At 61.3% G+C, this 26152-nt stretch carries 32 protein-coding genes, 1 tRNA gene and 1 pseudogene; 15 read left to right on the top strand and 19 right to left on the bottom strand.

Annotation, left to right across the window (positions count from 1 at the left end):
- Nucleotides 1-65: 65 nt before the first annotated feature.
- The 3 genes from XH89_RS31895 to XH89_RS31885 form a co-directional block, all read right to left on the bottom strand.
- On the bottom strand, nucleotides 66-302 hold the full coding sequence (locus XH89_RS31895) for a hypothetical protein (protein WP_194464277.1): 237 nt from the start codon (nucleotides 300-302) through the stop codon (nucleotides 66-68).
- Nucleotides 303-768: 466 nt separating this feature from the next.
- A complete protein-coding gene (locus XH89_RS31890; protein ID WP_194468695.1) occupies nucleotides 769-1068 on the bottom strand; it encodes a hypothetical protein in 300 nt (99 codons plus the stop codon).
- A 90-nt stretch (nucleotides 1069-1158) separates the two neighbouring features.
- Complete coding sequence (locus XH89_RS31885; RefSeq protein WP_194464276.1) at nucleotides 1159-1683, bottom strand: hypothetical protein; 525 nt, start codon at nucleotides 1681-1683, stop codon at nucleotides 1159-1161.
- Between the two features lie 381 nt (nucleotides 1684-2064).
- Here XH89_RS31885 and XH89_RS31880 point away from each other — a divergent pair, with 381 nt between their 5' ends.
- Nucleotides 2065-2871 carry a lytic murein transglycosylase gene (locus XH89_RS31880; RefSeq protein ID WP_194464275.1) on the top strand — a complete coding sequence of 269 codons (807 nt, stop codon included), beginning with the start codon at nucleotides 2065-2067 and terminating at the stop codon, nucleotides 2869-2871.
- A 148-nt stretch (nucleotides 2872-3019) separates the two neighbouring features.
- Here XH89_RS31880 and XH89_RS31875 read toward each other — a convergent pair whose 3' ends face one another.
- Nucleotides 3020-3850 (bottom strand): SDR family oxidoreductase, encoded by an 831-nt coding sequence (locus tag XH89_RS31875; protein WP_194464274.1) that lies wholly within the window; start codon nucleotides 3848-3850, stop codon nucleotides 3020-3022.
- Nucleotides 3851-3977: 127 nt separating this feature from the next.
- On the opposite strand from XH89_RS31875, the gene XH89_RS31870 reads away from it, so the two are divergent.
- The 4 genes from XH89_RS31870 to XH89_RS31855 all read left to right on the top strand — a co-directional run bounded on the left by XH89_RS31870 (nucleotide 3978) and on the right by XH89_RS31855 (nucleotide 7513).
- Complete coding sequence (locus XH89_RS31870; protein ID WP_194464273.1) at nucleotides 3978-4352, top strand: response regulator; 375 nt, start codon at nucleotides 3978-3980, stop codon at nucleotides 4350-4352.
- A gap of 91 nt (nucleotides 4353-4443) precedes the next feature.
- Entirely contained in the window at nucleotides 4444-5055 is a 612-nt protein-coding gene (locus tag XH89_RS31865) for a LysE family translocator (protein WP_194464272.1), read from the top strand.
- A 600-nt stretch (nucleotides 5056-5655) separates the two neighbouring features.
- Entirely contained in the window at nucleotides 5656-6858 is a 1203-nt protein-coding gene (locus XH89_RS31860) for a GGDEF domain-containing protein (protein WP_194464271.1), read from the top strand.
- A gap of 31 nt (nucleotides 6859-6889) precedes the next feature.
- Complete coding sequence (locus tag XH89_RS31855) at nucleotides 6890-7513, top strand: peptidoglycan recognition family protein (protein ID WP_194464270.1); 624 nt, start codon at nucleotides 6890-6892, stop codon at nucleotides 7511-7513.
- A gap of 80 nt (nucleotides 7514-7593) precedes the next feature.
- Here the strand turns inward: XH89_RS31855 and XH89_RS31850 are convergent, their stop codons facing one another.
- The 4 genes from XH89_RS31850 to XH89_RS31835 form a co-directional block, all read right to left on the bottom strand.
- Nucleotides 7594-7986: a hypothetical protein gene (locus XH89_RS31850; RefSeq protein WP_194464269.1), complete on the bottom strand. Its 393-nt coding sequence runs from the start codon at nucleotides 7984-7986 to the stop codon at nucleotides 7594-7596.
- Nucleotides 7987-8258: 272 nt separating this feature from the next.
- Nucleotides 8259-8600: a hypothetical protein gene (locus XH89_RS31845; RefSeq protein WP_194464268.1), complete on the bottom strand. Its 342-nt coding sequence runs from the start codon at nucleotides 8598-8600 to the stop codon at nucleotides 8259-8261.
- Nucleotides 8601-8786: 186 nt separating this feature from the next.
- Nucleotides 8787-9686 carry an RNA polymerase sigma factor RpoH gene (rpoH, locus tag XH89_RS31840; protein WP_011090072.1) on the bottom strand — a complete coding sequence of 300 codons (900 nt, stop codon included), beginning with the start codon at nucleotides 9684-9686 and terminating at the stop codon, nucleotides 8787-8789.
- Between the two features lie 218 nt (nucleotides 9687-9904).
- On the bottom strand, nucleotides 9905-10912 hold the full coding sequence (locus tag XH89_RS31835) for an RluA family pseudouridine synthase (RefSeq protein ID WP_194464267.1): 1008 nt from the start codon (nucleotides 10910-10912) through the stop codon (nucleotides 9905-9907).
- On the opposite strand from XH89_RS31835, the gene XH89_RS31830 reads away from it, so the two are divergent.
- The 4 genes from XH89_RS31830 to XH89_RS41935 all read left to right on the top strand — a co-directional run bounded on the left by XH89_RS31830 (nucleotide 10911) and on the right by XH89_RS41935 (nucleotide 11908).
- Nucleotides 10911-11255, top strand: a complete 345-nt coding sequence (locus XH89_RS31830) for a hypothetical protein (RefSeq protein WP_194464266.1) — start codon at nucleotides 10911-10913, stop codon at nucleotides 11253-11255. The two genes, XH89_RS31835 and XH89_RS31830, sit on opposite strands and share 2 nt — an antisense overlap.
- Nucleotides 11256-11311: 56 nt before the next feature.
- Nucleotides 11312-11386 (top strand) — tRNA-Glu (locus tag XH89_RS31825).
- A gap of 258 nt (nucleotides 11387-11644) precedes the next feature.
- Complete coding sequence (locus XH89_RS41940; RefSeq protein WP_256440011.1) at nucleotides 11645-11776, top strand: hypothetical protein; 132 nt, start codon at nucleotides 11645-11647, stop codon at nucleotides 11774-11776.
- A gap of 3 nt (nucleotides 11777-11779) precedes the next feature.
- Nucleotides 11780-11908 (top strand): hypothetical protein, encoded by a 129-nt coding sequence (locus tag XH89_RS41935; protein WP_256440010.1) that lies wholly within the window; start codon nucleotides 11780-11782, stop codon nucleotides 11906-11908.
- A 33-nt stretch (nucleotides 11909-11941) separates the two neighbouring features.
- On the opposite strand, the pseudogene XH89_RS41445 reads toward XH89_RS41935, so the two are convergent.
- Together XH89_RS41445 and XH89_RS31815 are read right to left on the bottom strand one after the other, a co-directional pair.
- A pseudogene (locus XH89_RS41445) lies at nucleotides 11942-12934 on the bottom strand (recombinase family protein); the annotation flags it as partial.
- An 81-nt stretch (nucleotides 12935-13015) separates the two neighbouring features.
- Nucleotides 13016-13306 carry a hypothetical protein gene (locus XH89_RS31815; RefSeq protein WP_194464265.1) on the bottom strand — a complete coding sequence of 97 codons (291 nt, stop codon included), beginning with the start codon at nucleotides 13304-13306 and terminating at the stop codon, nucleotides 13016-13018.
- Between the two features lie 951 nt (nucleotides 13307-14257).
- On the opposite strand from XH89_RS31815, the gene XH89_RS31810 reads away from it, so the two are divergent.
- Nucleotides 14258-16354 carry a DUF3363 domain-containing protein gene (locus XH89_RS31810; RefSeq protein WP_246767676.1) on the top strand — a complete coding sequence of 699 codons (2097 nt, stop codon included), beginning with the start codon at nucleotides 14258-14260 and terminating at the stop codon, nucleotides 16352-16354.
- 1257 nt (nucleotides 16355-17611) lie between these two features.
- Here XH89_RS31810 and XH89_RS31805 read toward each other — a convergent pair.
- The 3 genes from XH89_RS31805 to XH89_RS31795 form a co-directional block, all read right to left on the bottom strand.
- Nucleotides 17612-17809, bottom strand: a complete 198-nt coding sequence (locus XH89_RS31805; protein ID WP_080669694.1) for a hypothetical protein — start codon at nucleotides 17807-17809, stop codon at nucleotides 17612-17614.
- Between the two features lie 293 nt (nucleotides 17810-18102).
- Complete coding sequence (locus tag XH89_RS31800; RefSeq protein WP_194464264.1) at nucleotides 18103-18255, bottom strand: hypothetical protein; 153 nt, start codon at nucleotides 18253-18255, stop codon at nucleotides 18103-18105.
- A 140-nt stretch (nucleotides 18256-18395) separates the two neighbouring features.
- Nucleotides 18396-18791: a response regulator gene (locus tag XH89_RS31795; RefSeq protein ID WP_081492352.1), complete on the bottom strand. Its 396-nt coding sequence runs from the start codon at nucleotides 18789-18791 to the stop codon at nucleotides 18396-18398.
- Nucleotides 18792-18881: 90 nt separating this feature from the next.
- Here XH89_RS31795 and XH89_RS31790 point away from each other — a divergent pair, with 90 nt between their 5' ends.
- Nucleotides 18882-20141, top strand: coding sequence for a GAF domain-containing sensor histidine kinase (locus XH89_RS31790; protein ID WP_028160170.1), 1260 nt, complete (start codon nucleotides 18882-18884; stop codon nucleotides 20139-20141).
- Here the strand turns inward: XH89_RS31790 and XH89_RS41440 are convergent.
- The 5 genes from XH89_RS41440 to XH89_RS31770 form a co-directional block, all read right to left on the bottom strand.
- The gene (locus tag XH89_RS41440) at nucleotides 20138-20236 is read right to left on the bottom strand and encodes a hypothetical protein (protein WP_244659486.1); all 99 of its coding nucleotides are present in this window, start codon (nucleotides 20234-20236) and stop codon (nucleotides 20138-20140) included. The two genes, XH89_RS31790 and XH89_RS41440, sit on opposite strands and share 4 nt — an antisense overlap.
- Complete coding sequence (locus XH89_RS31785; RefSeq protein ID WP_246767675.1) at nucleotides 20217-20900, bottom strand: IS5 family transposase; 684 nt, start codon at nucleotides 20898-20900, stop codon at nucleotides 20217-20219. The genes XH89_RS41440 and XH89_RS31785 overlap by 20 nt, the downstream gene beginning before the upstream one ends.
- A 297-nt stretch (nucleotides 20901-21197) precedes the next feature.
- On the bottom strand, nucleotides 21198-21914 hold the full coding sequence (locus tag XH89_RS31780) for a Crp/Fnr family transcriptional regulator (RefSeq protein WP_194464262.1): 717 nt from the start codon (nucleotides 21912-21914) through the stop codon (nucleotides 21198-21200).
- A 149-nt stretch (nucleotides 21915-22063) separates the two neighbouring features.
- Nucleotides 22064-22387: a hypothetical protein gene (locus XH89_RS31775; protein ID WP_246767674.1), complete on the bottom strand. Its 324-nt coding sequence runs from the start codon at nucleotides 22385-22387 to the stop codon at nucleotides 22064-22066.
- Nucleotides 22388-22478: 91 nt separating this feature from the next.
- The gene (locus XH89_RS31770; RefSeq protein ID WP_128968234.1) at nucleotides 22479-22676 is read right to left on the bottom strand and encodes a hypothetical protein; all 198 of its coding nucleotides are present in this window, start codon (nucleotides 22674-22676) and stop codon (nucleotides 22479-22481) included.
- A 758-nt stretch (nucleotides 22677-23434) separates the two neighbouring features.
- Here XH89_RS31770 and XH89_RS31765 point away from each other — a divergent pair.
- From XH89_RS31765 to XH89_RS31755, 3 genes are all read left to right on the top strand, one after another.
- On the top strand, nucleotides 23435-23635 hold the full coding sequence (locus XH89_RS31765) for a hypothetical protein (protein ID WP_128968233.1): 201 nt from the start codon (nucleotides 23435-23437) through the stop codon (nucleotides 23633-23635).
- A 259-nt stretch (nucleotides 23636-23894) separates the two neighbouring features.
- The gene (locus XH89_RS31760) at nucleotides 23895-24131 is read left to right on the top strand and encodes a hypothetical protein (protein WP_194464261.1); all 237 of its coding nucleotides are present in this window, start codon (nucleotides 23895-23897) and stop codon (nucleotides 24129-24131) included.
- Nucleotides 24132-24608: 477 nt separating this feature from the next.
- A complete protein-coding gene (locus XH89_RS31755; RefSeq protein WP_014491582.1) occupies nucleotides 24609-24848 on the top strand; it encodes a hypothetical protein in 240 nt (79 codons plus the stop codon).
- 60 nt (nucleotides 24849-24908) lie between these two features.
- On the opposite strand, the gene XH89_RS31750 is transcribed toward XH89_RS31755, so the two are convergent.
- Nucleotides 24909-25718 (bottom strand): transglutaminase family protein, encoded by an 810-nt coding sequence (locus tag XH89_RS31750; RefSeq protein ID WP_194464260.1) that lies wholly within the window; start codon nucleotides 25716-25718, stop codon nucleotides 24909-24911.
- 45 nt (nucleotides 25719-25763) lie between these two features.
- Here XH89_RS31750 and XH89_RS31745 point away from each other — a divergent pair, with 45 nt between their 5' ends.
- On the top strand, nucleotides 25764-26111 hold the full coding sequence (locus XH89_RS31745; RefSeq protein ID WP_194464259.1) for a hypothetical protein: 348 nt from the start codon (nucleotides 25764-25766) through the stop codon (nucleotides 26109-26111).
- The last annotated feature ends 41 nt before the right edge of the window (nucleotides 26112-26152 follow it).

Genomic DNA, 26152 nt, shown 5'->3' with positions numbered 1-26152 from the left:
TCCGATCGGGCGAGCGGCTTCGCCCGCGAGCGTCGCCGGCGCGCAAGGACCGATGCCAATGGGCGTTACTTCTTCTTCGCCCCGACCCGTTCGATGCGCTTGATCTCGAGCGCCGGCCGGCCCGATTTTTCGGCGATCTCGCGGTCCTGCTCCATGATGAAGTTGCGCGCGGGCTCGTCGCCGTCGATGCCCCCGAGCAATTCGGTGGGCACGCGTCGGTTGGAGCGTTGGGAGCCATCTTCGTAGACGACGTTGAAAAAGGCGAATTCGCCTTTCGGGTTGGTTCCGGGTTTTTTGGCCATGGCGGCTTGTCGTCGATCACGGCGTCATAGTCAAATGGCTTCGCGCAATCGATCGAGGATGTCTGTTTGCAGGCGTGCTGACGCTTCGTCAGGGGACCGATGCGGGCCCGCAATAAACGGCGGGCTGAGGAGCCCGCCGCTTATTTTGGTCTTTCAGCGTCGCCCGGGGCTGGCGGGGCGACAACCTGAGATAGAAGGCTATCGCCTGCGCTCTGCGGTGGCAAGATAAATCATCGCGGCGTTGATGTCGCAGCAGGCGCATCAGATATGCGGAGACCATGACGACCGGTTCCCGCACTTTCGCAAAGCAGATGCTTGGATAGTTGAAGTAATTTGTTCATCTTGCATGCTCTCGCAACGCAATGCGAGCGCGCTTATGTGCCGGCGAAGCTGCTCGACGAGACATTGTTGCACGCGCGAGAAGCTCATCCAGCGCAGGCAGACAAACGCGCTTGCGTTGCACACATCACATTGGCGGCGCGCGTCGCGGCAGCTTTTGCGCGGCCAATCGCGATGTGCCGCCGCCGCTGCCTTTGCTATCGTCCTGCTTGCGCCCTTGGGCCATGATCGCGCTGCCCATTGCGGCGGAGCCGAAGGTGATGACGAACGAGGCCAGCAGCAACGCAAGGCCGATGCCGGGCGCGCGATCGGCGAAGATCAAATCGCGCAGATGTCCGGGGTTGAGCCAGAGCAATCCACCGACCAGGAGCGTCGCAGCGCAGGCGCCGATCGCAAGGTTGATTGCGAGCAGGCGCAGAAGCGGCATGCGGAGGGACTTCAGCCTGGCTCGTGTGTTCGGCACGACTGCCCTCGTTACGTGGTCTGGCCGCTCCTCGTCGGGCCCGCGCCGTTCGGTTCACGCCGCCGGCGCGATCCGGTCGCCGGCCTTGGCCTGCTGCATCTGCTGACGCTCCATCATGTCCTGCCAGAGTGTCGCGATGCTGGCCTGCGTCTGCGGCGCGATCAGACAATGGCCTTCGTTGTCGAAGCCGCAGAACCGCGCGGAGGGGTCTTTCCTCACCACGGTCAGCGCCTGATTGATCATCTCGAGGCACGTCATGACCTGTCCGATCTCCTGCAGCCGCGTGTGATGCAGGATGTCCATGAGGCGGAAGGTCATCACCGCGGGCTGCCCGTAATTGATGCCGGGGCGGCCGAATTCGAACAGGACGTTGACCGCGGGGAAGGTGCCGCGGATGTGCTCGAGCACGCCAGCCACTTCGTCCACGCTACAGGCGACGAGATGGGCGGTCTGAACTGGTGCGGCCGCGGGCGGCCGCGGTGCAAGGCCGAGCGAATTGATCACCTCCTGCTCGATCCATTGCCGCACCGGTGCGGGTGCATTGCGGATCTGATCGGCGGTCAGGGTAATTCCGGTCATCGCGTCTCTCTCTTCTGGTTCCTGGGCGGCTCCTGCTTGTCCCAGTCTATGAACGAGGCCATGAGGCACGTTGATGCGGATCAAACCCGCAGCTTTGGCGGCGTTCGCTGCCAACAGGCGCCTCGCGGGCGGGCGCCAACGTCCGGAGTCTGCGATGCTGGCACGATACTCCTGTTTTGCCCGACGGGTCAACTTAAATTCGGAAAAACAAAATCGACGGTCGCTGCGCGTCTACTGTGCATGGGGTTGTTTTGCGGTTTTTGTTTCGGCGCCGTCAGGCACGGGCACCTGGCGTGACCGGTTCTGCGGTTGCTTTGACGCCAATCCCGTTCCCGGGCATGATCGCCTTCCGCTTCGCGCCCCCGCAGAGGACTCCTTTTGATGTTGAGACCGCTTTTCGCCGCCGCCATCCTTGTGTCCCTCGCCGGCGGGTCGGCTGAGGCCGCGCGTTGCGGCGGCGACTTCAACAGCTTCGTCGCCGGCATGAGTGCGGAAGCGCAGGCCGCGGGCGTCTCGGCGGGCGTGACCAGCGCCGCCTTCAGCGGCATCACGCAGGACGGCGCGGTGCTCGCCTTCGACCGGCGCCAGCGCTACACCTTCAACAAGAGCTTCGAGCAATATGTCTCGACCCGCGTCGGCGCTGGCCGCATCAATGGCGGGCGGGCGCTGTTGCAGCGCCATGCCGCGCTGCTGTCGCGCATCGAACAGCAGTTCGGCGTGCCCCGGCAGATCCTGGTCGCGATCTGGGGCCTGGAGAGCGATTTCGGCAAGGGCGACATGGGCAAGCTGCCGGTGATCCGGACGCTGACGACGCTCGCGCATGATTGCCGCCGCACCGAACTGTTCCAGGGCGAGCTGCTCGCCGCGCTCAAGATCGTGCAGCGCGGTGATCTTCCCTTGCGCGATCTGATCGGCGCCTATGCCGGCGAGATCGGCCAGACCCAGTTCCTGCCGTCGTCCTACGTCAAATACGGCGTCGATTTCGACGGCGACGGCCATGTCGACCTCCGCCACAGCGTCGCCGACGTGCTCGCGTCCACCGCGAACCTGCTCCACAGCAACGGCTTCAAGATGGGCCAGCCCTATGACGAAGGCTCGGCCAATTTCGAGGCGATGCGCGAGTGGAACAGGGCGGTGATCTACCGCAAGACGATCGGCTATTTTGCCGACCGGCTGGTGGGGCAGTGACCACATATTCGCTGTCATCGCCCGCGAAGGCGGGCGATCCAGTATTCCAGGGGCGGCTTGGCTAGAACCGAGGAGCTGCGGCGTACTAGATTCCCCGCCTTCGCGGGGAATGACAGCGGAATTTGCGGTGACGACAGTGGAAACCCGCCTACGCCCCCTTCGCCATCTTCTCCAGCCGCCGCTGCAACGGCGCCCAATAGGTCCCCGGACGGAAGCGCTGCAGGATGTCCATGAACCTCGCGTCTCTGCCGATCAGGATGCGCGGCTCGTTTCGCTCGATGCCCCTGATGATGCGCAGCGCGGCCTGTTTCGGCGTCGTTCGCGCCGCACTCTCGAACCGGTCGATCGCCTGCGCGCGGCGTGCATTGTCGGTGACGCCAACGCCGGTGCGCGAGGAGCGCGCGATTGAGGTGGCGACGCCGCCGGGATGCACGACCGACAATCTGACCGGGCTGCCCGCGACCGCGAGCTCATGCCGCACGCTCTCGGAAAAGCCGCGCACCGCGAATTTCGCCGCCGCATAGGCCGATTGTCCTGGCGGCGCGATGATGCCGAAGATCGAGGAGAGGTTGACGATATGCGCCTCTGCTTGCGTCTTCAGATGCGGCAGGAAGGCGCGGGTGCCGTGCACCACGCCCCAGAAGTTGATGTCGAACAGCCAGTCCATCTGCGCCTGGTCGATCTCCTCGAACGTCCCCATCAGCGCCACGCCGGCATTGTTGACGAGGATGTTGAGCGCGGGATGCGCCGCGATCGCATCGCGCGCGAACTGCGCGATGTCGGCTGGCTCGCCGACATCGACGCGATGCAGGCTGACCTTGCGCTGCGCGCCGATCTCGGCGGCGAGGCTCTTCAGCCCCGCCTCGTCGCGATCGGCGAGCGCGAGGTCAACGCCACGTTGCGCGAGCTCGATTGCCAGCGCACGGCCGATGCCGCTCGCCGCGCCCGTGATGGCGGCCGCGCCGCGAATCACCGTCATGATGCCCTCCCGTCAAGCCCCGCCCAGGGAACAAGAATTTACATTTTTTCAGTTTGGAACCGAACCGATCCGCCGCTCCCTCTTTAACATGGGTTACTTGAACGGAGGCAAGCATTGGGAGCTGCCGATGGGACAATCAAAGCCATTTCCTGCGACCGCCCTCATCGTCGAAGACGACCTCATGCAGCGGGAGATGCTTTGCCTGCTGCTTGAGGAAAGCGGCTACCAGGTCATCCAATGCGAAAGCGCGGAAGCGGCCGAGCGCGTGCTGGACAAGAATGCCGGTGCGCTCCTGTTGATGCTGACCGACGTCCAGCTCGCCGGCCGCATGAACGGCGTCGAGCTGGCCCATGTCGCCAAGGACCGCAATCCGAAGCTCGACGTCGTCGTGACCTCCGGCCGCCCCTTGATGCAGCCCTTGCCCGACGGCGCGAAATTCTGGGCCAAGCCGTGGGCGCCGCTCGATGTGTTGCGCGAGGCCGAGATCGCCCAGACCAACTGATGCGAAGGCGCCGTCATCAGGTGCTTGATCGGGCGGCGCGCTGACCGGGTCGTGACTTCTCGCTAGGCGTCTGGAGTGGTAGAGACGAGGCATGTCCTGGTCCTTTCTGCTCACCTCGCTGATCGTCGTCGCTTCGCCGGGCACCGGCGTTCTCTACACCTTGGCCGCCGCACTCACGCGCGGTTCGCGCGCCAGCGTGGCGGCCGCCTTCGGCTGCACGCTCGGGATCGTGCCGCATATGACCGCGGCGATGCTGGGGCTTGCCGCCGTGCTCCACACCAGCGCGCTGGCCTTTGCCGCGCTGAAATGGTGCGGCGTGGCCTATCTGCTCTACATGTCCTGGCAGGCGCTGCGCGAGCGCGGCGCGATTGCCGTCGACGGCCAGATCAAGGAGCGATCGAGCGGCCGGGTCATCGTCACCGGCTTTCTGATCAACATCCTCAACCCCAAGCTCTCGATCTTCTTCCTCGCCTTCCTGCCGCAGTTCATCGCGGTGGACGAGGCGCATGTGCTGGCGCGGATGCTGGAATTGAGCGGCGCCTTCATGGTGATGACCTTTGCGGTGTTCGTCCTCTACGGCTTCTGCGCGGCGTCCGTGCGCGAGCATGTCATCTCCAGGCCCGGTGTGATGGCCTGGCTGCGCCGCTCCTTTGCGGCCGGCTTCGCCCTGCTCGGCGCCAAGCTCGCCTTCGCCGAACGCTAGCCATAAAAAAAGCGGGCCTAGCGCCCGCCACCTTCAATCTCTCAAAGCTTCGATCTCTCAGCCCGTCCCGAAGCCCGGGCGGAGCGAGCTCCACCCGGGCAAAGAAAAAGAAGCCGCGTTACTTCTTCTTCGCCTTCTTGGCCTTTTTCGCCTTCTTCTTCGTCGCCTTCTTCGCTTTCTTAGCCATAGGATCCTCTTAAGGGTTAATGGTGAAACGCGACACGAGGAACGCTCGGCGGAGGGCCAGCCTCGCAACATCCTCAATGACAAACTCAGCAGATTCGCGGGTCGCTGCCCCGTGTCGTCACATCTGTGTCATCCCGTTATCCACAGCTCAGATGCATTTTCAGGTGATTTTGGCCCGCGAATCCGCTCCGCGGTGCGTCTCGATGTGCGTCCGTCGACGCCGGCGACGTGCCTAACGATCTGATAACCGAGACGCAGTGTTCATGAATTCAAAACCAAGCAGGCGCTTTCGACGACCGCAGTGAGGTTCCGTTAAGTGCAACCCGCCATGATCCTCCGCAAGAACACGGGGCGGGTCATGGACGAACTTCTGCTAGGGCGAGGGGGCGGGACGCTGCGCGTATCGCGGACGCCATGCTGAACGTACCGACGCTTTGGATGGTCTTCGTCGTCAACTTCTTGGCGCTCGGCCTGATCTGGGCCTACGTGACACGCTCCTACCCCAAATTCGCGGCCGCGCGGTTCTGGATGGCATCGGCCTTCGTCGGGGCGGCCGGCGCGATGACGGCGCTGATCCGCCTGCTCGTCGATTCTCCCGTGCCGCTTCTGTTCGGGGCCACCGGTATCATCGCGGCGAGTTGCCTCGCCGCCATGGGCATTCAGCGCTTCTATGACCGGCCGGTGCATTTGCGCCTCATGGTCGCGACGGCGGCCCTGAGCCTCGCCGGCGTGGTGCTGTTCAAGGTCGGCTACGACCAGATGCAGCTGCGCATGCTCAGCTACACGGTCGGTCAGGGCCTGCCCTTGGTGCTGTCGCTACGCCTGTTGCTGTCGCCGCCGGAAGGCCGGGCCAGCCCGGGGGCGCGACTGTCCGGCATCGTCATCCTCACCATCATCGCGACCTTCGTCGTGCGCGCAGTCGGCAATTCGCTCGGCGCCGATTTCTCGGCCGTGGCCGGCGGTCAGGGCCATGCGGTCATGGTGCTGTCGCTTCTCTTCCTGTCGATGACGCTCAATTTCGGCTTCCTGCTGATGGCGATGGATCGCTTGCGCAACGAGGTTGCCGATCTCGCGCTGCTCGATGATCTCACGGGGGTCGCCAACCGCCGCCATCTGTTGCAGCGATTGTCGGAGGAATGCGCCCGCTCCGAACGCAGCGGCGAGCCGTTCTCGCTGCTGGTGATAGATCTCGACGGCTTCAAGACCATCAACGACACCCACGGCCATGCCGCGGGCGACGCCTGTCTCCAGCACTTCACCTTGATGGCGCAGACGCGCCTCCGGCCCGGCGACATGCTCGCCCGCACCGGCGGCGACGAGTTCTGCGTCGTGCTGCCGTCCTCGTCCCTGCGTGAAGGCGTGCTGATCGCCCGCCGCATCGTCGAGGTCTGCCGCCAGGACGCCGCCGGCTGCTCCGGCAACGACATCCCGATCGCGATCTCGATCGGCGTTGCCGAATGGGATCGCGGCATCGGCCAATTCCCTGACAGGCTGATCGCCCATGCCGACCACGCCCTCTATGCCGCCAAGAAGAACGGCAAGAACGATTTTGCGGTCTATGATCCGGCCCCGCCGCTGTCGCCCGAGCCGGTCGAAGTCGCGCGCAAATTCGCCTGACGTGCTAAAATCAGGTCCGCATTGGACCCCCATGATGATAGCTCGCCTGCTCGCGGCCATTCTTGCTGCTCTTCTTCTCACCCCGGCCTTGGCCGCGGATGCTGAACTGGAAAAGCTCGCGCGCAGCACCGGCACGCCCGACATCCCCGGGCTAACGATTGTCTGGCTCGCGCCGTGGGGGGATGTCGCCAATGCCCATCCCTGGCGCAACATCATCGTGCACCAGACCGAAGGTCCATCAGGCTCGGCCCGCATCGGCGCAAACGAACAGTCGAAAAATCCTACCCGGCGCGGCGTGATGGTCTGGGTCGAGACCGACGGCACGGTCTACTGGTCGGTCGCGGACAATCTGGTGCCGACCCACACCGACGGCGCCAACCGCAACGACAACAAGTACATCGACAACAGCGGGACCTACCATCAGGTCGTGCGCGACAATTCGATCGGTGTCGAGTTCGCCGGCAACTACCCTGATGTCACGATCGGTCCGACCGCGGCGCAGGTCGCAGCCTGGAGGATTTTGGTCCAGGTGCTGCGCGCCCGTTACGGCATCGCCCTCGACCACGTCTATGCCCACAACTGGATCGACTTCAAGGACGCCCGCTATTGCGAAGGCTGCTGGCTCGCCACGCTGGCGCGGACCTGGGGGGAGTAGGGCGCGGGCAGGCGAGCCGGCAACCGGAGGCCGAGACCCCGGTGCCGGACGGCATCGCACCTGAGCCGGACCTCCCATGCTCAAGGAAACGCCCTGGGAAGATCGGCGCCAGGCTTCGTGACGATCTGATGCGCGTCGCGCCAGATCACCTCGCGCTGACGCGAGGTCGTGATCGTGCGCACCGGCAGGCCGCCCTCTTCGAGCAGCCATGCGCAATAGCGCGCGCGGCTGACGGCCTCGCGTGCCCCCGGATCGAACCAGCAGATGCCCCAGATCGTATCGCGCCGCTTGAAGTGTCGCGCGATACGTCCGGGAATCGGCAGATGCTCGCCGAACCAGTCGAACTGGTCCGCGAGTTCGTGCCGGATCCAGTCCGGGCAATTGTTGCGCTGGATGTACCAGGACGCACGGAAGAAGCCGCTCTCCACCCGGCTGTGCGGGTGGATGAGCGGTGTAACGAACCGCAAATACATGACGACACGGCGCGACGCCGTGTTGCGTCACGCCCCTCGTAGTCAGATGGAATGAATGGAGCGCAGCCGCGCGGCGGCGTTCAGCCTATGATCGGTGGCCGATCGGAGGCGGGCGGCGGTCAGAACGTATCGAACTGCTGATCATGCCGCCTCCCTCGAAAGCGCTGAAGCAAAAGGGCGCGACCTCGCGCCGGGCGGCAGCACATACACCGACTGGCGTTCTGCGACAAGCATGATTGATTGGAATGATCGTCGCGCGCGGGGATGGCGAGCTATACCGGCTGCGCCATCCAGCCGAACAACCGTCGGATCAGTCCCGGCCGCTGCGGCAATTCCGGCGGGCCGTCGGCGGCCAGCACGCGATTGATGAAGTAGTCCAGGAACACCATGTCGTTCGGCTCGGTGACGGTGAACTGCTCCTCGCCGAAATAGACGCTGTAGTTGAAGAAGAACGGTCCCATGATCGGGATCGTCGAGGTCGAGGCGTAGTCCTTGGAGATCACGAACTCCGCCGGATCAAGGCCGTGGTCGCGCATCGCCTGTTCGACCAGCGGCAGCTTGCGCATGAACTGGGCGGAAAAGCCGCCGACGGTGGATTGCAGGATGATCGACACGGCGCGTGCCCATTCTCTGGATGTGGCCCGATCATCTTTGGTCGGCCGACCCGTCGCATCCGTTCAAGATGCCCCGCCGGCGCGTCCTGCGAACATGCCGTCGCTCACACAACAAAAAAGCCGGCGTTGCCGCCGGCTTTTCGTCTCGTCTCGATCCGCCAATGTCTGGCGCGAAAAGCCGCGCGCTTAGTGCGCGGCTTCCAGCGCGGCTTGTTCGGCCCGTGCAATCGTGCCCTTGACCGCGGACTGCACCTTCTCGAAAGCGCGGACCTCGATCTGGCGGACGCGCTCACGCGACACGCCGAACTCGGCGGCAAGGTCTTCCAGCGTCATCGGCTCATCGGCGAGGCGGCGGGCCTCGAAGATGCGGCGCTCACGCGGGTTGAGCACGCCCATGGCGCCGTTCAGCGCGTCACGGCGGTGATCATACTCCTCGTGCTCCGCCATCATGGCTTCCTGGTTGGGCGTATTGTCGACCAGCCAGTCCTGCCATTCGCCGGCTTCGCCGTCGTCGCGGATCGGCGCGTTGAGCGAGGCATCGCCACCGAGGCGGCGGTTCATGTCGATCACGTCCTGGTCCGTCACGCCGAGGCGCTTGGCAATGGTCGCGACCTGGTCGGGGCGGAGATCGCCTTCGTCCAGCGCGTTGATCTTGCTCTTCGCCTTGCGCAGGTTGAAGAACAGCTTCTTCTGGTTCGCGGTGGTGCCCATCTTCACGAGCGACCAGGAACGCAGGATGTACTCTTGAATCGACGCCTTGATCCACCACATCGCGTAGGTGGCGAGACGGAAGCCCTTTTCAGGCTCGAAACGCTTGACCGCCTGCATCAGGCCGACATTGCCTTCCGAGACGACTTCGGAGATAGGCAGGCCGTAGCCGCGATAGCCCATGGCGATCTTGGCGACGAGCCGGAGATGGCTGGTGACGAGTTGGTGCGCCGCGTCGCGATCGTCATGCTCGCGCCAACGCTTGGCGAGCATGTATTCCTGCTGGGGTTCCAGCATCGGGAACTTGCGGATCTCGGCGAGGTAGCGAGAGAGGCCGGATTCTCCATTGAGGACCGGCAAAGCAGCGGTACGGGCCATTGTAAGCCCTCCAAAGGTTCAGGCCCCCGATAGCGGCGGGCCAGGCAGACGACCGCTTGGTTAAAGCCGGCCGTAGCTGCGATGTTCCACGTCGGTCATTTCCAACGCAGGCGCAATATACCCTATGGGGGGTCAAAAAGGGAAGGATTGCTGACGTCACGTCCCCGTGTGGCAGCTATAACTTTTTGTAATGTAACGATTTTCTTAAGGGGCCTGCGTCATAGCGCCGCTTTCAGGGCGCGTTCCAGGAGAACCAGATCCTCCGGCAGGCCGGTCTCCCAGTGAAGAAGTTCTCCATTCCTGGGGTGCTTCAATACCAGCAGATAAGCGTGCAGAGCCTGCCGCCCCAGCGCCGCTAAAGCTGCCTGCGACTCAGGACCGAGCTGGTTCGCCTTGGTCTTGAAGTGGGGGCCATAGACCGCATCGCCCATCAGGGGGTGGCCGATATGGGCGAGGTGGACGCGGATCTGGTGGGTGCGGCCGGTTTCGAGCTCGCAGGCCAGCAGTGCCGCCACCGGCTTGCCATCGCGCCCGTTGAAACTTTCCAGCAGCTCCCAATGCGTCACCGCCTCGCGGCCGCCCTGGCGCACCGCCATCTTTTCTCGCGCATGCGGATGGCGGTCGATCGGCGCGTCGATGGTGCCGCGATGGCGGCCGGGCAGCCCCCAGGCGAATGCCATGTAGCCGCGCCGCATCGGCCCGGTGCGGCCGTGATCGGCGAATTGGGCGGTGAGCGAGGCGTGGGCGAGGTCGTTCTTGGCGACCACCATCAGCCCGGTCGTATCCTTGTCCAGCCGGTGCACGATGCCGGGCCGGCGGACCCCGCCGATGCCTGACAGCGAGGCGCCGCAATGGGCGATCAGCGCGTTGACCAGGGTTCCGGTCTCATGCCCGGCCGCGGGATGGACGACCAGGCCCTTGGGCTTGTTGATGACGATGATGTCGTCGTCCTCGAACACGATATCGAGGGCAATGTCCTCGCCCTTGGGTTCGGCAGGCGCCGCTTCCGGCACGTCGATTATGATCGTATCGCCCGAGGCGACATGATAAGCGGGGTCGCGGACCGGGGCTGCCTTGAGGCTCACCGCGCCCGCCCGAATCAGGGCTTTGAGCCTTGATCGCGACAAGTCGGGAAGGCGCGCCGCCAGCACACGGTCGAGCCGGGCCGAGCCCTCGTCGCCTGCGACCACGACTTCCAACCTTTGCGCTGAACCTGAGCTTTCCATGACGACGTCTGATACCGCTGTTCCCGAACCGACCCCCGAGCAGGCCGCGCTGTTCGCGCGGGTGCGGCGGATGATGCTGATCGCGGGGTTGACCACGGCGCTGGCTGTTTGCGCCGTCCTGATCGCGGTGGGCTACCGCCTTTTCAAGTCGGAGGGAAGGGCGGCCGATCCGTTGAGCGACGTCACCGCCACGCTGCCGAAAGGCGCCAAGATCGTCTCCACCGGCGTTGCCGGCGACCGCCTCGTGGTGACCCTGGATATCGGCGGGGTCACCGAGATCCGCACCTTCGACGCCCACACGCTCAAGCCGACCGGCAAGCTGAAATTTGCCAATGAGCCATAAAAGGCCCGTTCGGTCCTTGCGGCGAACAAATTTCGAGGCTATTGGCTAGCCCTCACGCTCCCTTCGTCTAGCGGTTAGGACGCGGCCCTCTCAAGGCTGAAACAGGGGTTCGATTCCCCTAGGGAGCGCCATTTGCGTACAAAACCGCGAACCCTCCTTTCCGGTTGATCGCTGGCCATAATGGCTTGTTCGAGGGTCGTTTTTGACCCGTGAATACGGATGACGCGGTCATCAACCTCGACCGCATCAATCAGTGAGCGCAGATAGGATTTGCGGAACGGAACGCTGCCCGCGGTTATGCTTTCGCGCATCAGGGAGCCGAAGCGTTCGATTTTGCTCCGGTCGATGCACGCGGTTGACGCTCGGCTTTTGATCCGGTCAAGCGCGCTTTGCGCCTGATCTCGATCTGCCTTGATATCGGCAAGACGAGCTTTCAGGACCTCGTCCAGATCCGTGATGCCATCTTCGACCAGGGCATAGAGGCGCCGGAGCTTTTCCTCAGCGGCCCTTGCCTGCCGTGACAATTGGTCGATGCGGTCCTGGACTTCGCCACCGGCCACCGCTCGCTTCTGAACGATTTCCGCAAGGAGAGCGGTGATACGATCTGGAACCAGCAGACGATCGGCAATATGGCTGGTCACCAACTGGTCTAGCTTGTCCATTGGGATCGACCGCCCCTTACACGCGGTCTTGCCCATACGTGCAGCAGCTGAGCAGGAGTAGTATCGATAAACTCGCCCGGTTTTGGAGGTTCCGCTGCGCATCGTCATGGCGCTGCCGCAACTAGCGCAGTGCGCGAGCCCCGTCAGTAGAATCGGTCCCGTGGTCACCCTTGGCGGCGTCGTTCGTGGATTGCGCGCGACGAGCGTGCGCTGGACTTCGTCGAAGGCGGCGCGCTCGATGATGGACGCCACCTCCACGGCGATGATTTCCGTGACCGGTTTCTCGCGTCCGGTTTTTGCATGGCGCCGGTTGAAGCGCCACTCGCCGATATAGATTGGATTGGTCAGGATCTTGTGCACCGGCCCCACGCCAAAGCGCGCGCCGAGCCGCGTTCGCATGCCGCGTGTGTTCAAGGTTTTGGCAATCTCCTTGACGCCAAGAGGCCCACTCGTTGCTTCACCGTTGAGGTAGAGCTTGAAGATCAACCGCACAGTCTCTGCTTCGACAGGGTCGATGATGAGGCGCTTTTTTGTCCGGTGTCCACGTTTCTCGACGTCCGCGACGGTGTAGCCGAGTGGCACGCGAGAGCCGTTGTAAAAGCCCTGACGAGCGTTCTCCTTCATCGCTCGCAGCACATGCTTGGCGTTCTCGCGGCTCTGATATTCGTCGAACAGCGCGATCACCTGCCGCATCATCACTTGCGAGGGATCATCGCCCAACTCCTGGGTGATCGACACTAGCCGAACCCCGTACTTGGCCAGCCGGCGGATGTACATCTCAAGCCCGAACGCGTCGCGGAAGAAACGGCTAAAGCTGTGCACCACGATAACGTCGAAGGGCCGATCGTCGTCGGACGCGCGCTCAATCATGCGCTGGAATTCCGGGCGCTGGTCGTCCATCGCAGATGCGCCGGGCTCGACATACTCCGCGATGACCTGCCACCCTTGCCGTTCACAATAGGAGGCTGTCTGCGAGCGTTGGTCAGGGATCGAGAGATCGACTTCGGCCTGCCTCATGGTCGAGACTCGCAGGTAGAGTGCAGCACGCGAGGGGATGGACATTTGCAAATTCACGAACGGCTCCTTCGCGAGTCGAAATCATTTGAGCAGGTCATCGAGCAGCGGTCCCAAGAACGCGTCAATGACGTCCAATTCGCGCGAAGATATGGCGATCTTTGTCGGTAAGTCGTCGACGACAGCGATGGTTTCGCAGACTGGGTCATCACCGCCATCGCAGGTCGGCGGAAGGGGGCCGGCGGCCGCGCTGCCTTGCGCTGTTGTCGGCAGCTTGCGCTTGGTTCGATGCGGATCGTTGCGAGCCATCCCGCTAGGGAATGCAATGGGAGCGCCGGCGCAATCGATGGTGGCGGCCTTCGCAGCATAGCGCACGATGACAAGCGAACGGCGGAGTGGCTTCCGTTTGTCCCACCGCCAGGACGATCCTGGGATACAGTCTCACTTGCGTCTGTCATGTAGGACTGAGCTACTTTGGGTGGGCGTCCGCTCGGCGAAGCGGGTGGTTTTCGCCTGCCCGGCTCGCAGCGCTGCAAGTGGTTCACCACCACTTGCTGACCGCAAGCGAGCCATCGTGTTCCGGGCAACGGTCGCGGTCAATGATCTTCGACCGCTTCGCGGCGCGCTCCCAAGTGAGCGCGTCATTGACCGCGCCCGCTGCCCGGAAATCGCGCGGCCAAGCGATCAACGGGGAGATCTTGCCGCCACCACGATGACCACATGCGTGCTCCTACCGGCGATCGAAGCATTCGTGAACATCCGAGGCGGCGGCATGGCCTGGGCAGGGTCTAGGCCGTGCGAACAATCGCTATACGACATCCGACAACAACCGTATACGCTCCGCGCCGACTTTTGCGCTGCGTCGTTGATGCCAGAATGTTGCCGGCGCAACACTGTTTGTTGACAGACGTTGGCTTCCGCTAGAGCATTTGCCTCGCAGCTCGGAGACGCGGATTGGCGCTACGAATTTGCGAAAGGAAAACCGGATGTGTGCAGTTGGAGATCGCGAGACCTACGTTGATTACTCGATCGTTGCGGATCACTAGGAATGTACTCGTATTGGCGAAGACGTACTCTCAACGTCGAGATATTGCTTGGCATTGCGCGATCAATCTCACAGATGCTGAGACTTTCTTTCGAATGGCAGTCGTGATCTAGCGTGGATTGGCGCATGATCGGCGAAGCTACGGTGGAGGGCAAGATTAAAGCAAACTAGCGTTTGCTCGAAGCCCTTGTCTGCACACTGGTTTTAGAGCCGATGTCGCCAGAGCGGGGGCGCTGAATCCGCCAATTCCTTGTTTTTGCTGCCGTTGATGCGATGGCGGCATGCCGATGATTGCGTTCGAGGACGCAGGCTGCGACATCGCTTGCATGAGCCGCGACGACAAATCAGATTTCCGCCCCCGCCCCGGCCGCATCCGTGACAGAGGAGGCAGCGCGCGGCGGCCGAAGTCGTTCTTCGCGCAGGTCATGAAGGCTGCCGTGAAGGCCAATGGAGGCCCCCTGACGCCGGGACGGTCGCGCGGCAAGAACAGAGGTCCTTCGCGGTCGACGCGTCCCAAAAAAGGTCGTTGCTCGCGGATCGGTCGGGGCCAAGCCGCGGCCGATCGATTGAAGTTGGCGGCGGGGCAGCGGGACGCGAGCCAGCGTATGCGCCGTGTCGTGGTCAAGGCACGGATCGTCCGGTTGAAGATCGGCAGCAGAGCTGCCCATGCGCATCTCAACTACCTCCAGCGCGATGGGACGACCCGCGACGGCGGGCGAGGTCAGCTCTATGGACCGGATGACGAACGGGTGGATGGCCGGGCCTTCGTCGAGCAGGGGCGCGAGGACCGCCACCAATTCCGCTTCATCGTGGTTCCCGAGGACGGCGATCGTCTGTCCGATCTCCATGGCTTCACGAGGGACGTGATGCGGCAAATGGAAGAGGATCTCGGCACGAGCCTCGATTGGGTCGCGGTCGACCACTTCAACACCGGCCATCCTCACAGCCATATCGTGATCCGGGGCAAGGACGATCTCGGTAAGGATCTCATTATCGCCCAGGACTACATCACGGATGGGTTGCGGCTCCGCGCCCAGGACCGGGCGACCCTAGAGCTAGGACCTGAGACGGATATTGAGGTGCGGACGAAGCTTCAGGCGGAGATCGCCGCCGAGCGCTTCACCCGCATTGATCGCGCGATGGTGGGGGCGGCCGATAATGGCTTCCTCGACCTGCGGCCGGACGCCGGTCAGCGCCACGCCGACTTCGATCGGACGCTCCGGATCGGACGATTGCAGGTGCTGGGGCGCTTCGGATTGGCAAGGGAGATTGAACCCGGCGTCTGGCACCTGTCCGATCGGCTCGAGCCGGCATTGAGAGAGCTTGGCGAACGCGGCGATATCATCAAGTCCATCAACCGTTCCCTCGCCGCGCAGGGGCAAGCACGAGGCGCAGAGAACATCCTCCTCCACGGCGATACGACATCGGCCCCGGTGATCGGCAGGGTCATCGGCAAGGAGCTGGCTGATGAGCTCGCCGATAGGGTCGGAATCATCGTCGATGGCATCGACGGACGCGTCCACCACGTGGCCTTGAGGGACGCTGCGATTGCCGACGAGGCGAGGATCGGCGCGATCGTCGAGATTGGGCGCGCGCCGGCCGGCCCACGTCCCGCCGACCGCAATATCGCTGAGCTTGCGAGAGGCACCGGCGAGTACCACCCGAACGAGCATCGGGCGCTTGCCGAGGCAGGTCACGTGCGTGTTCCCGGCGGCGACTATCAGGCCTATGTCGAAAGCCACATCCGCCGCCTGGAGGCGTTGCGCCGGGCCGGCATCGTCGAGCGGGCAGGTCCCGACCGTTGGATTATACCGGACGATCTCGAAGCCCGCGCACAGGCCTATGAGGCCGGCGTTGGCCGGCGGACGAGTCTGCGGGTCCACTCGGCCTTCGATCTTGATCGCCAGGTGACCAGCGACGGCGCTACTTGGCTCGACCGGCAATTAGTCAATCCCAACCGCGGTATGCTGGCCGAGGGAGGCTTCGGCGCTGAGGTGCGGGACGCCTTGGAACGGCGGAAGGACGAATTGATCCGGCGGGGCCACGCCCGGCGCATGCCCGATGGTGGCGTCCGTGCGAGAGCCGACCTTCTGCCCACGCTCGAACGTCGAGAGGTCGAGCGAGTTGGACGGAAGCTCGCCGCTGAACGAGGCCTTGCTTTCCAAGCGATCGAAGATGGTCAAACCATTCGCGGCAAGTTGATCGGATCCACCCAACTCGCCAGCGGCCGCTTCGCCATGATCGATGGCGGACTCGGCTTCAGCCTCGTACCGTGGCGCCCGGCTATTGAGAAGGAAATCGGCCGAGAGGTCGTCGGCATCATGCGTGGCGATGACATTTCCTGGCAATTTGGCCGAAAACGCGGGCTCGGAATTTAGAATAGAAAGACAGCTCGACCTCTCGGCCCCCATCACTTCTACAAAGCCCTGAAGCCGGTTGCCTGCCGAGCAGAAAAATGCAGAAGTTTGCGGAGACCAGACCACACCTGTGCACCATGAGGTGCTTTACCCGTGGCTTGAAACGGATCGGTCGCTAACCTTGAACGACGATGATACGAGCGACGTCAGCCTTGTGCCGGTGGAGGCGCGCCGGCAGCGCAATATATGGCGATGCGCCGATAGCAAACCCAAACATCTGTCAGAGAGTCATCGCTTGGGACAAAGGGAACAAAAAACGCCGCCCGCTTAAATAAAGCGCAGGCGGCGGATCACCAGCCCCGGGAGGGTGAGGGTAAAATCCCGACAAAGGTTAGTCCCGACGTGTCGCCCTAAGGTTCATCGGCATCGAGTGGCAACGCCCGAGGTCAAAGATAATTCAAGAATCGGTAGGTCGCAGACCGAGCGTATTTGATCGAAGCTGCTTTTCCCTGAGCCATTGGATGATGGCACGTTGAGCTGCGATGATAGCCTCTGCTCGATTGAAGCCGATGCCTGTTTTCGATGACCGACCGGCTCGCTCAAACGACCATTTCCAGCCAGGTGGATTGATCGTTTGAACCACCGTATACTCAATACCCTGATGTTCCATGCGCCGTCATCGCTCCGCGACGAAACAACACGTAGGCAGCGAGAAACGCTGATCAATCAGCGTCGCTTGAAGTCTTCTCTGAACGATCGACTCGAACTTCCCGAAACTCCGCGGGCCCGTCGAGAAGACGCTGCTTGCGCATCTGGTGCTCCTGCGAGCTCGCGGAGCTGTCGGCCCTGTCATCCAACACCGCACCCGCCAAACGAAGGGCTCGCCTTCGTTGGCGGCCCGTCCGACGACCTCTTGCATCCTCGTTCGTCATCAAATTGAACCCTCAAATAGGAGCGTACATGATCGGATACGCCCGCTCGGTCGGCGAAGCTCAGCAACCGCGGCAAATGTTCTTCAGCTTTGCGGCGGTTCGAGCCTCTTCCGCAACGAATGGGTCCTTGTACCCTGACGATGGGGCACTATCGGTTTCGGCGGGCTTCTTGGCCTTTGGCGGAAACGCCGCATCGTAACAGGAGAGCCGGGCACTGGTGCTCTCGATCGCGCTGCAATTCGGTTCCGCTACGGAAGCGGCTAACGCAGATGTGCTTAATCCCGACGCGAGCAGGAGCGCCGCCGTCCGCATACCGGATCGAGTTCTGCTCACACCGAAGGTCCCGTCATGATCCACCTTTGTTGACCCAAGAAGGACGCTGGCCGGTCCAGATTGGAAGAGCATCCCACTCAGAGCAGCGCATCCGGCGCTCCTCACCCCCGACGCTCACGAAAACAAAAGGCGCATCGTCCCGGCCTGTTTTCGAGCCAACGAAAATTGCCGGAACGCCGTAGGCATCCCTGATGATTGCGGTGTTTGCCATTATCGGCTCCCATTGGCCCAAACTTGCTCCAGGCATTCGATTTGCATTTTGAACGCATGGTTGCTGAACCGCTTGCAGCTACAGAATAGCCACAACCGCGATCAGCAGTGTGAGGAAGACCGGCACCAATAGCGGCGGCACAAGCCACTCACGGATTTCGAATTTGTCGGATTTTGACATCTTACCGCCTTCACTGGGTTGAGGCGGGAGCGCAAAGCTCTCAGTCACCGATAACAGCCACTAAGCGCGCGGTGATACCAATGCTATAGCAGTCTTCTTACCACCGAGCCAGATCAATCTTGGTCCATTGCTGCCGAAAGTAGATTGGCAGTCGATTGCGTCTCCGGATCGGGCGGTTCACTTCCAAAAACGGCGGCGATCACCAACACGACCGGGATAGTCCCGAGTACGATCACGCCTATGCGGAAGCCAATTTCGCCAGGCATTGGGAACTCCCGCCAAGGCAAGAGTGTAAGCTGTCCTTCTGACCCAGATAGACGCTTTAAGCACGCTGCGTGATTGACCATTTTCCAAACCTTCGCAGGCCCGCATCGAAATCAAAACACAGGGGACGGGCGGCTGGCCATCATCCGGTGAGAGCATGGAGATGCTGGCCGAGCTGCCTCTGCACATAGGGCTTGGCCAGGAAGCGGGCTCCGGCGGGAAGATCCTCGACGGCAGGTTCTACCTGGCCCGAAGTGACCAGCAGTGCGATCGGAGGCCAACGGTCGCGAACGGTGGCTAGAAGTCCCAGGCCATCCATCGAGCCGGGCATCTGGATATCGGTAAATACGATCGCTATATCGGCGGTGTTCTCCAGGAGCTCGATTGCGTGATCCGCATCGGCGGCCTCTACGACCTCGTAGCCCAGCTCGCGTACCATCTCAGCCGCGTTCAGACGAATGAGGAACTCGTCCTCGACTATCAAAACAACAAATTTGTGAGCCACCGAATAGGGGTACTTTACTCTAGAGGTCAACACGCAACGGCTCCCGCCTCGCGTTGTTCCGAGAACATTCTATCTCTTCCAGAGTTGGGTCAGGAACCCAGATGCTCCCCTGAGTATAGTTCAATGATAACCGAACTTAGCGGCGAAATCACCGCCGTTCAGCAAATCAATGCTGTTCCGAAAATTTTGGATGCCGTAACCCGCTTAACGGGCATGGGCTTCGTAGCGGTCGCCAGGGTGACCAGCGATCGCTGGTTGTGCTGTGCTGTTCGCGACAGCATAGATTTCGGCCTCGTGGAAGGGAGCGAGCTTCACGTCGAAACGACGATCTGCAATGAAATTCGCGGCCACGGCGAACTGGTTGTCATCGATGACGTCGAGACGGATTCCAGATTTTGCAATCACCCGACGCCACGCATGTATGGCTTCAGGAGCTACATCTCAGCTCCGATCAAGCGTGCGAACGGAGACATCTGGGGCACGCTCTGCGCGATCGATCCGCGACCGCGTGAGTTAAATCGACCTGAGATCGTCGAAAGCTTGCGGCTTTTTGGGGAATTGATCGCTGCGCATTTGGATCTCAACGAGCGCTTCGAGCAATCTCAGGCCGACCTTGCCAAGAGGTCAGAAAGCCTGCTGGCCAGTGAGGTGGGGCGGCAGTCTGCCGAAGCGGACCTGAAAAGCACCCGAGCCGATCTTCTTGACGAACGGAAGACGTCGGAGCTGCGCGAGCAATTTATCGGCGTGCTGGGACACGACCTCCGCAATCCGCTGGCGTCAATAGCCGGCGGCATGCGTGTTCTCCTCAAGAATGCGAATAGCGAGCGAGCGCCCGACATCGTCGCATCAATCCAGAAATCCGTGATGCGAATGGCGGGTCTGGTGGACAACATCATGGATTTTGCCCGCGGCCGCCTCGGCGGCGGATTGACGATCAGGCCCGACGCAAACGAGCCACTGACCCCCGTGATCGAACACGTCATCAACGAAATGCGTCTGGCGTGGCCAAGCCTTAACATCGAGACCGATATTGCCCTAAACGAGCCGGTTCGATGCGATCGCATCAAGATCAGCCAATTGTTCTCCAATTTACTCGGGAATGCGGTCACCTATGGCGACATCGACAAGCCAATCATTGTTTCGGCAAGGACGAGCGATGGAAGATTTACCCTCAGGGTGACAAATTACGGTACGCCGATCTCGGACAAGGCGATGCAAAGCCTGTTTCTGCCTTACACCCGCGGCGACCGTCCCAGCCAGCAAGGTTTAGGTCTCGGCCTCTACATCGCATCCGAGATTGCGCGAGCCCATGACGGGACGCTTAAGGTCGTCTCGAGCGGCAAAGAGACAATTTTTGAGTTCAGCATGCCTGCAACGACTTAGGACGCGGACTCATTAAGGCGCAGCCATAGCCGGATTGACGCGAGTTGAATGAATGCGAGGTAGTTGGCGGCGAGCCTATCGTAGCGCGTCGCCACCCGACGACATTGTTTGATCCTGTTGAAGAACCGCTCGACCTGGTTGCGAGCACGATAGAGATAAGGGCTGAAGCAAATCGGATCGCTGCGATTGCTTTTCGGCGGGATGTTGGCCCACGCGCCCTTCTTCATGGCAAGCTCCCTGATCCCAGTCCGCATCATACCCACGGTCAGCAAGCAGCATCGACCCGGATTTCAGACGAGACAGCAGTTTTCCGGCGAGTCGAACGTCATGGGCCTCACCCGGGCTCAGCGCCAGCCGTACCGGCAGACCATTGCCATCGACCACCGCATGGATTTTGCTCGTCAAGCCGCCGCGGGACCTTCCCATCGATTGGCGCTGGTTCCTTGTGATGCAGGCTCCATGCTGATGCACGCGGACAATGGAGGTGTCGATCATTTGGACAGCGGCATCATGGGCAGTGGCAAGCGCTTCTATGATGCGGCCCCAAACATTGGCCCGCCGCCACCTAACGAAACGGTTGTAGCAAGTGGTGTATGGGCCAAACGCCGTCGGCAGATCACGCCAGGGTGCTCCTGATCGGAGGACCCAGAAAATGCCATTCAGGACCCGACTGTCGTTCACCCGAGGAACGCCACGCGGCTTGTTCGGCAGCATCGGCTTGATGGCGGTCCATTCATGGTCGGCGAGTTCGTAGCGCATGATTCGAGTCCCCAGTTCGGGACCTTGAATCACGGCGGTCCGGCCAAACGCAACTCTCCTGGCCCGCTCTTGGTACGGCGCTTACGGACAGGAGCGGACATCAACCAGTCCTCAATCCCTGCCAAATGCGTCGAAAATGACCCAGAGCTGACTCGTTATGCTGTTAGCGTTCGGGGGCCTGTAGGGGCCGAACGCCGTGTCGTCCAGACGTGTCTCGCGTCGAGCCGCATAGTACGCATGTGCTCGGAAGGGCTTCAGTTCAAGGTTCAATACCCCTAATTGCGCAGGTTTGGGCTGTCAAAGTTTTTCATCCCTGAGATGGAGATACTCTGGCGTGAAGTCCGCCAGCTCCTCCAGCTCCTTCCGTCGGAGCAGCGTCAACGTGCGCCTCTCCCACTCAATGAGTCGGAGTTGTCTTAGCTCCTGTATAGTCCGATTGATGTGCACGACGGACAAACCGCAGGCATCCGCGATGTTCTGCTGGGTGAATGGAAGATAAAAGCTGGCGTTCTCCAGCAATCCGACGACTTCGAGTCGCGCCGCAAGCTCGCAGATGAGGTGCCCCACTCGTGAGCGCGCGTCGCGGGCAAGGCCTGCAATCCATTCGCGGTAAATCGCGGCATCGACAAGGGTCTCGCGCCAGAGCGCGTGAACCAGTCCGGGAGAGCTAATCAGGATATCATTGAGATAGGTGTGCGGCACAAAGCCAACGGTCGATGGACCCGCACTGCAAATATTTTGGTCCATGACGGGTAGCTGCAAAGTGTGCAGGTCCGGCATATCGCCAGCCAGGTCGATCGACAGGATCTGGGCTCGGGTGCCGACGACCTTCTGACGAAACACAAACCCGCTCATCACGATGGCGCACCGGGACGCTCTGTCTCCTTCACGAACGATGTACTCGCCGTCAGTGAATTCCTTCACCGTATGGGGCATGTTCGCGAGCTTGGTCCGGTCCTCGTCGGAGAGTCCAACAACGGCTTGCAGCCGTTTTATCAATATTTTGCTTGGCATTGCAGCACCCGAGTTCTGGGGCGGGAGCACAACACTCTCAGTTGCCAGCTACCCTGCATTAACGCCAGCAATGCTGATACGCTAACACAAAAACTCCGGGGGGAACATGACCTCGGAGCTGTTAGCATTCTCGGCAGCAAACCACGCCCTTAGGAGGGAGGCTCAGATTGAAGTGCGGCAAACCGCAGAACGAAGAGCGTCCGGCCGTGTGGTAATGGACCGTCGGTTACCTTCATCTCCCACGGAATGTCCTTCCACAGATTTCCCATTGAGCCTTGTTTGATGATTTGGCCACTCATTTGCACGGCTTCAGCTTGTGCGGCTGCAATGTCGGGGAGCTCAGTGCCGGCATCATCCAGCGAAGAGCAATCAGAGATATGGAAGAAGTAGCGCGGCATGCTGGCTCCGTCGCAGATTGGATCGGCCTCCAAAATCAGCACAGCCATCCTGTCACCGCTTTGGCTGGTCTGCATTAACGCAAGTAAATTTCCAGCTTACCCCGGCTTCATGAAACACGTAATTTCGGTGTCCGTCGCGCCGGCAGCAACTCAAACAGAGCCGACCTCAGCCGCGTTGTTGCCCATCCTCGTCAGCGGGAACAATTGCTGGTGACCGCTCCTCCAATTCCCGCAGCCGTTCGATTTGGCCTCTAAAGCTTTCCGGTTGTTCCGGCTCAAGCTTCAGCGACGCACGCAGTTGCTGGCCAATCACTTTCATAATTGCTCGACTGTGGCTGCGGTCTATGTCCTTGGGATGGGGCATAGCGAAGCCTCCTTCGGCCAATGCGGCGCCGAGATTCAGAAATTGCGCCTGCTCCTCCGCAGCTTTCCGTGTGCGGGCACGGCTGCCCAATCTATGGAACTGGAGACAGCCACTGTTGGCTGTCTGCGCGAGCGCTCGGAGAACGGCAGGTCCGGTGGTGGACCTTTGGCTATCCGCGACATGCGCCGTTTGGTTGGCGGCGAGCGACGGTTTCACCGAGCCAAGTCGCCCCGAGGCACTTCGTTCCGAAATCACTTGGCGGAGATACGTCCAGCTTGCGGCCCAGAGCCAGCGGCGGCGCACAGTTCGCCGAGCCGGGGTCTCTCTACCCGACCCTTGCTCGGACTTCGTGTGCACGTGCGCTGGAGTTGTGGGCCGGTTACGTAGATCCGGAGTTGGCCCATCGCGACATATTGCGCTGCCGCCCGAAGTCGGTCGCTATAGGGGCAAAGCAGACATTGCTTAGTCACCTCACGTCGCCGGGTTTATGGGTAAGGTCGCTCCTGCGGGTAGATAGAGTAGATTGAGTAAGTAGCTCAAGACACCAAGAAGCTCTCTGTATCGGCCTGTCGGCCAGCCGAATCTGGATGCATTAGAACGGAGAGCTGCTGTGTGCGGCCTGCGCCAGATTTTTTCGGTCACATTGATCTTTGTTATGGTTTGAACCTGTCTGTTTTGTAGCGTTATGTTCACCGTGAGCCCGCGGCTTTGCCCGGAGCAGATCGCCGGTTGTCGCCATCAACTTGGAGATGAACGCCATGCAGAAGCGACGTCGTTTCAAACAACAACTCACGTTGCAGGAGCGACTAACAGCGTGGTCCAAAGAAGTTCTTGACCAGGCCGCCAAGCTCCCGCCGGGACCAGAAAGGGATGCGCTGATCAAGAAGGCCCGTCAGGCCGATGTCGCCTGCCACCTGGATGAATGGTCGCATTCGCCGGAATTGCAGCTACCGGTCTGATAGTCTTGTCGTCGGAACAATCCGTTGACCAAGTCAGGTGATGGTGGTCGATGCCCGATGGCTCGAATTCGATTCTGAGGCGCTTACGGAGGCAGTCTGTCCAAGTTGCCGCTGCTTAGACCCGGCTGGCCCCGGAATCTCTGGCAACCAAGTTAGAGCTGGCGTATTGTCTTCCGATCACCGGCCGAGGCTTGTCCCGTAGGCGTCGGTGACTGAGAGACCGAGAGCGCTCCCGCCTGCACGGAAGTGGAGTGCTCTTATGGAACGCTATTTCTTTGACATCCAGAGTGGCCGCGAGTTTTTCGCCGACGAGGAAGGACTACGACTGCCCAATCAGAAGGCTGCTGAAGTTGAAGCGATGCAAACGCTGACGGGGATCGCCAGAGAGTCCGTGTTCAAAGGCAGTCGTCCAGATTTGGCGGTTGAAGTGCGCTCGATGACTGAACGGCTTTTCTGCGTATCGATCGTCCATCGAAGTGAGAGCACGAAACATTGAGGCTGCCTGTGAGAACAGACGCCTCCATCTCGACTGGGTCTCCGGCTCCAGTTGGAGTACTCGACTAGCCGTAAGGCTGTCCAAAAACATTTCTTCAATCATGTCTGGTCGGAGCGCCTTGGAGCACATATATCAAGGTCGTCACCGCCCCACCCGAGGCAGCCATCGGTGATGAGAACGCCTGTCGCGCTCCCGCCCATTCAAGGGAGAAAGCCGTGCAGGTTCGTAGCGAGTCTCAATCTTCGACATTCGAATACCGTCTCACTTAAGAGGCGATCAATTTGCGCCAGCAGGCTCAAGAGATGCCTGTTTGCGTCCGGCGCGCCGAACTACTTCAGAAGGCCCGGCAGATCGATGTTGCCCTGGAGGTGAACAGGTGGCTCAGTTCTCCGGGACTTCAGCCGCCAATGTAATTCGAATCCTGGATCGGCTTGCGGACCTCTCGCGCTGGCGCAGACATCTTTCCAACAGGCGCTCATGATGATCCGATATTTCTTCGATATCAGAGACGATCGGGAACTGTACCCGGACGAAGACGGAATAGAGTTTTCAACGCAACGTGAGGCTGAGATGGAGGCGGCTCACACATTGGCGGGACTGGCCCGCGATTTGGCCGGTGAGGAAAACCGGCCGGACGTTGCTATCGAGGTTCGAACGGAAGCCGGGCACGTATTTCAAGCCGCGTTGACCTTCGAAGCGAATAAGGCCGGGCAATAGTTCTGTCTTTCGCGGTTCCGGGGATTCGATGTGGACCGTCGCATTGCAGCCCTTTTGCGATCAGCCGGTGAGTTCGTCGGCCCAAACCTTGAAACTTAGCAACGTGTTGGGTCCGAATGTCTGGGTGATCGGAACGTCGGCGGCATCGCGGCCCTGCGCGATCAGGACGCGACCAATCCGCGGAATGTTGTTACGTGGATCGAACGTGTACCAGCGACCACCGATATAGGCTTCGCACCAGCCCGCGAAATCGCCGGCGGCATATGGAGGCGCCATGCCGATGTCACCGAGATAGCCGGTGCAGTAGCGCGCAGGAATGTTCATGCAGCGGCAGAACGCTATAGCCAGATGTGCATAGTCCCGGCAAACGCCTTTGCCTTCGTTGAACACTTCCCAGGCGGTCTTGGTCGGGCGGGCGTGCTCGTAGCCGAAAGCAATGTGGTTATGCACGAAGTTGCAGATCGCCTTGACCCGTGCCCAACCGGGCGCGGTCTTCTCGAACAACTTCCACGCCACGTCGGTAAGTCGGTCAGTCTCGACATACCGACTGCCGAGCAAATATACGATGGTGTCCGACGGAAGATCTTCCACTGCGTGCTGTTGGGCCGATGGTACGATCACGTCAGGTAGACCGCTGTCTCGGACTGTGCCGTCCGCTGAGAGGCGCATGCGGCCGGCTGGCGCGACAAGACGACTGCACCAATTCCCGAAACCGTCGCGGTAGGGCGTGATCGGCACCGACGGCTCGCTGACAAGATGATCGGGCAGGACAATGTCGGATGCCCGTGTGAAGTGAGTGCCGACAACTGCGATAAGAGGGGTCGGTTGCGGAAAGTCGTAGATCATCTCGAAGCCGACGCGGATCTTCATGGAAGTAGCTCCAAAGAGATGATTGCGACCGTTACGAACCCCCATTTGGGCATCGTCACCGATGAAGGCTGCGAGCGCTCGGGTGTGAACAGTATGCCATCGCTGTCCCGACCGCCAGCCGTATGCTCGATTGAGTGGAGAACATCCGCCCAGCGCCTGACCGGAACCCGTTTCAAACTGAAGGCTTTGTTGAAGATGAAAATGCGATCCGGGGTCACGCCCATGTCCATTCAACCCACGCAAGACTGGGGGGCGCGGCCTGTATCTGAGAAGGCCTCTTACCAGGGCGCGCGTCGAACCGTGAGCGAGGTTGATGCTGATATTCTGAGGAAGCGCGCGTTGAAGAAGCAACGTGCGTTGATCGACACCCTCAATGGTCGTGCGCCATCATGAGAGATTTCAAATGTCCTCATTGCGGGCAACTATCGGCCTTC

This window comes from Bradyrhizobium sp. CCBAU 53340, assembly GCF_015291645.1.
GTDB lineage: Bacteria > Pseudomonadota > Alphaproteobacteria > Rhizobiales > Xanthobacteraceae > Bradyrhizobium.
The sequence above is the reverse complement of the archived record's forward strand: the minus strand, read 5'-3'. Positions and strand labels throughout refer to the sequence as shown.

What these genes read in the sequence shown, in the direction of transcription:
- XH89_RS31895 (WP_194464277.1), bottom strand. Translation starts at nt 302, where the DNA reads ATGGCCAAAAAACCCGGAACCAACCCGAAAGGCGAATTCGCCTTTTTC.
- XH89_RS31890 (WP_194468695.1), bottom strand. Translation starts at nt 1,068, where the DNA reads ATGCCGCTTCTGCGCCTGCTCGCAATCAACCTTGCGATCGGCGCCTGC.
- XH89_RS31885 (WP_194464276.1), bottom strand. Translation starts at nt 1,683, where the DNA reads ATGACCGGAATTACCCTGACCGCCGATCAGATCCGCAATGCACCCGCA.
- XH89_RS31880 (WP_194464275.1), top strand. Translation starts at nt 2,065, where the DNA reads ATGTTGAGACCGCTTTTCGCCGCCGCCATCCTTGTGTCCCTCGCCGGC.
- XH89_RS31875 (WP_194464274.1), bottom strand. Translation starts at nt 3,850, where the DNA reads ATGACGGTGATTCGCGGCGCGGCCGCCATCACGGGCGCGGCGAGCGGC.
- XH89_RS31870 (WP_194464273.1), top strand. Translation starts at nt 3,978, where the DNA reads ATGGGACAATCAAAGCCATTTCCTGCGACCGCCCTCATCGTCGAAGAC.
- XH89_RS31865 (WP_194464272.1), top strand. Translation starts at nt 4,444, where the DNA reads ATGTCCTGGTCCTTTCTGCTCACCTCGCTGATCGTCGTCGCTTCGCCG.
- XH89_RS31860 (WP_194464271.1), top strand. Translation starts at nt 5,656, where the DNA reads ATGCTGAACGTACCGACGCTTTGGATGGTCTTCGTCGTCAACTTCTTG.
- XH89_RS31855 (WP_194464270.1), top strand. Translation starts at nt 6,890, where the DNA reads ATGATGATAGCTCGCCTGCTCGCGGCCATTCTTGCTGCTCTTCTTCTC.
- XH89_RS31850 (WP_194464269.1), bottom strand. Translation starts at nt 7,986, where the DNA reads ATGTATTTGCGGTTCGTTACACCGCTCATCCACCCGCACAGCCGGGTG.
- rpoH (WP_011090072.1), bottom strand. Translation starts at nt 9,686, where the DNA reads ATGGCCCGTACCGCTGCTTTGCCGGTCCTCAATGGAGAATCCGGCCTC.
- XH89_RS31830 (WP_194464266.1), top strand. Translation starts at nt 10,911, where the DNA reads ATGACGACGTCTGATACCGCTGTTCCCGAACCGACCCCCGAGCAGGCC.
- XH89_RS31835 (WP_194464267.1), bottom strand. Translation starts at nt 10,912, where the DNA reads ATGGAAAGCTCAGGTTCAGCGCAAAGGTTGGAAGTCGTGGTCGCAGGC.
- XH89_RS31810 (WP_246767676.1), top strand. Translation starts at nt 14,258, where the DNA reads ATGCCGATGATTGCGTTCGAGGACGCAGGCTGCGACATCGCTTGCATG.
- XH89_RS31805 (WP_080669694.1), bottom strand. Translation starts at nt 17,809, where the DNA reads ATGGCAAACACCGCAATCATCAGGGATGCCTACGGCGTTCCGGCAATT.
- XH89_RS31800 (WP_194464264.1), bottom strand. Translation starts at nt 18,255, where the DNA reads ATGCCTGGCGAAATTGGCTTCCGCATAGGCGTGATCGTACTCGGGACT.
- XH89_RS31790 (WP_028160170.1), top strand. Translation starts at nt 18,882, where the DNA reads ATGATAACCGAACTTAGCGGCGAAATCACCGCCGTTCAGCAAATCAAT.
- XH89_RS31785 (WP_246767675.1), bottom strand. Translation starts at nt 20,900, where the DNA reads ATGCGCTACGAACTCGCCGACCATGAATGGACCGCCATCAAGCCGATG.
- XH89_RS31780 (WP_194464262.1), bottom strand. Translation starts at nt 21,914, where the DNA reads ATGCCAAGCAAAATATTGATAAAACGGCTGCAAGCCGTTGTTGGACTC.
- XH89_RS31775 (WP_246767674.1), bottom strand. Translation starts at nt 22,387, where the DNA reads ATGCAGACCAGCCAAAGCGGTGACAGGATGGCTGTGCTGATTTTGGAG.
- XH89_RS31770 (WP_128968234.1), bottom strand. Translation starts at nt 22,676, where the DNA reads ATGCCCCATCCCAAGGACATAGACCGCAGCCACAGTCGAGCAATTATG.
- XH89_RS31765 (WP_128968233.1), top strand. Translation starts at nt 23,435, where the DNA reads ATGCAGAAGCGACGTCGTTTCAAACAACAACTCACGTTGCAGGAGCGA.
- XH89_RS31760 (WP_194464261.1), top strand. Translation starts at nt 23,895, where the DNA reads ATGGAACGCTATTTCTTTGACATCCAGAGTGGCCGCGAGTTTTTCGCC.
- XH89_RS31755 (WP_014491582.1), top strand. Translation starts at nt 24,609, where the DNA reads ATGATGATCCGATATTTCTTCGATATCAGAGACGATCGGGAACTGTAC.
- XH89_RS31750 (WP_194464260.1), bottom strand. Translation starts at nt 25,718, where the DNA reads ATGAAGATCCGCGTCGGCTTCGAGATGATCTACGACTTTCCGCAACCG.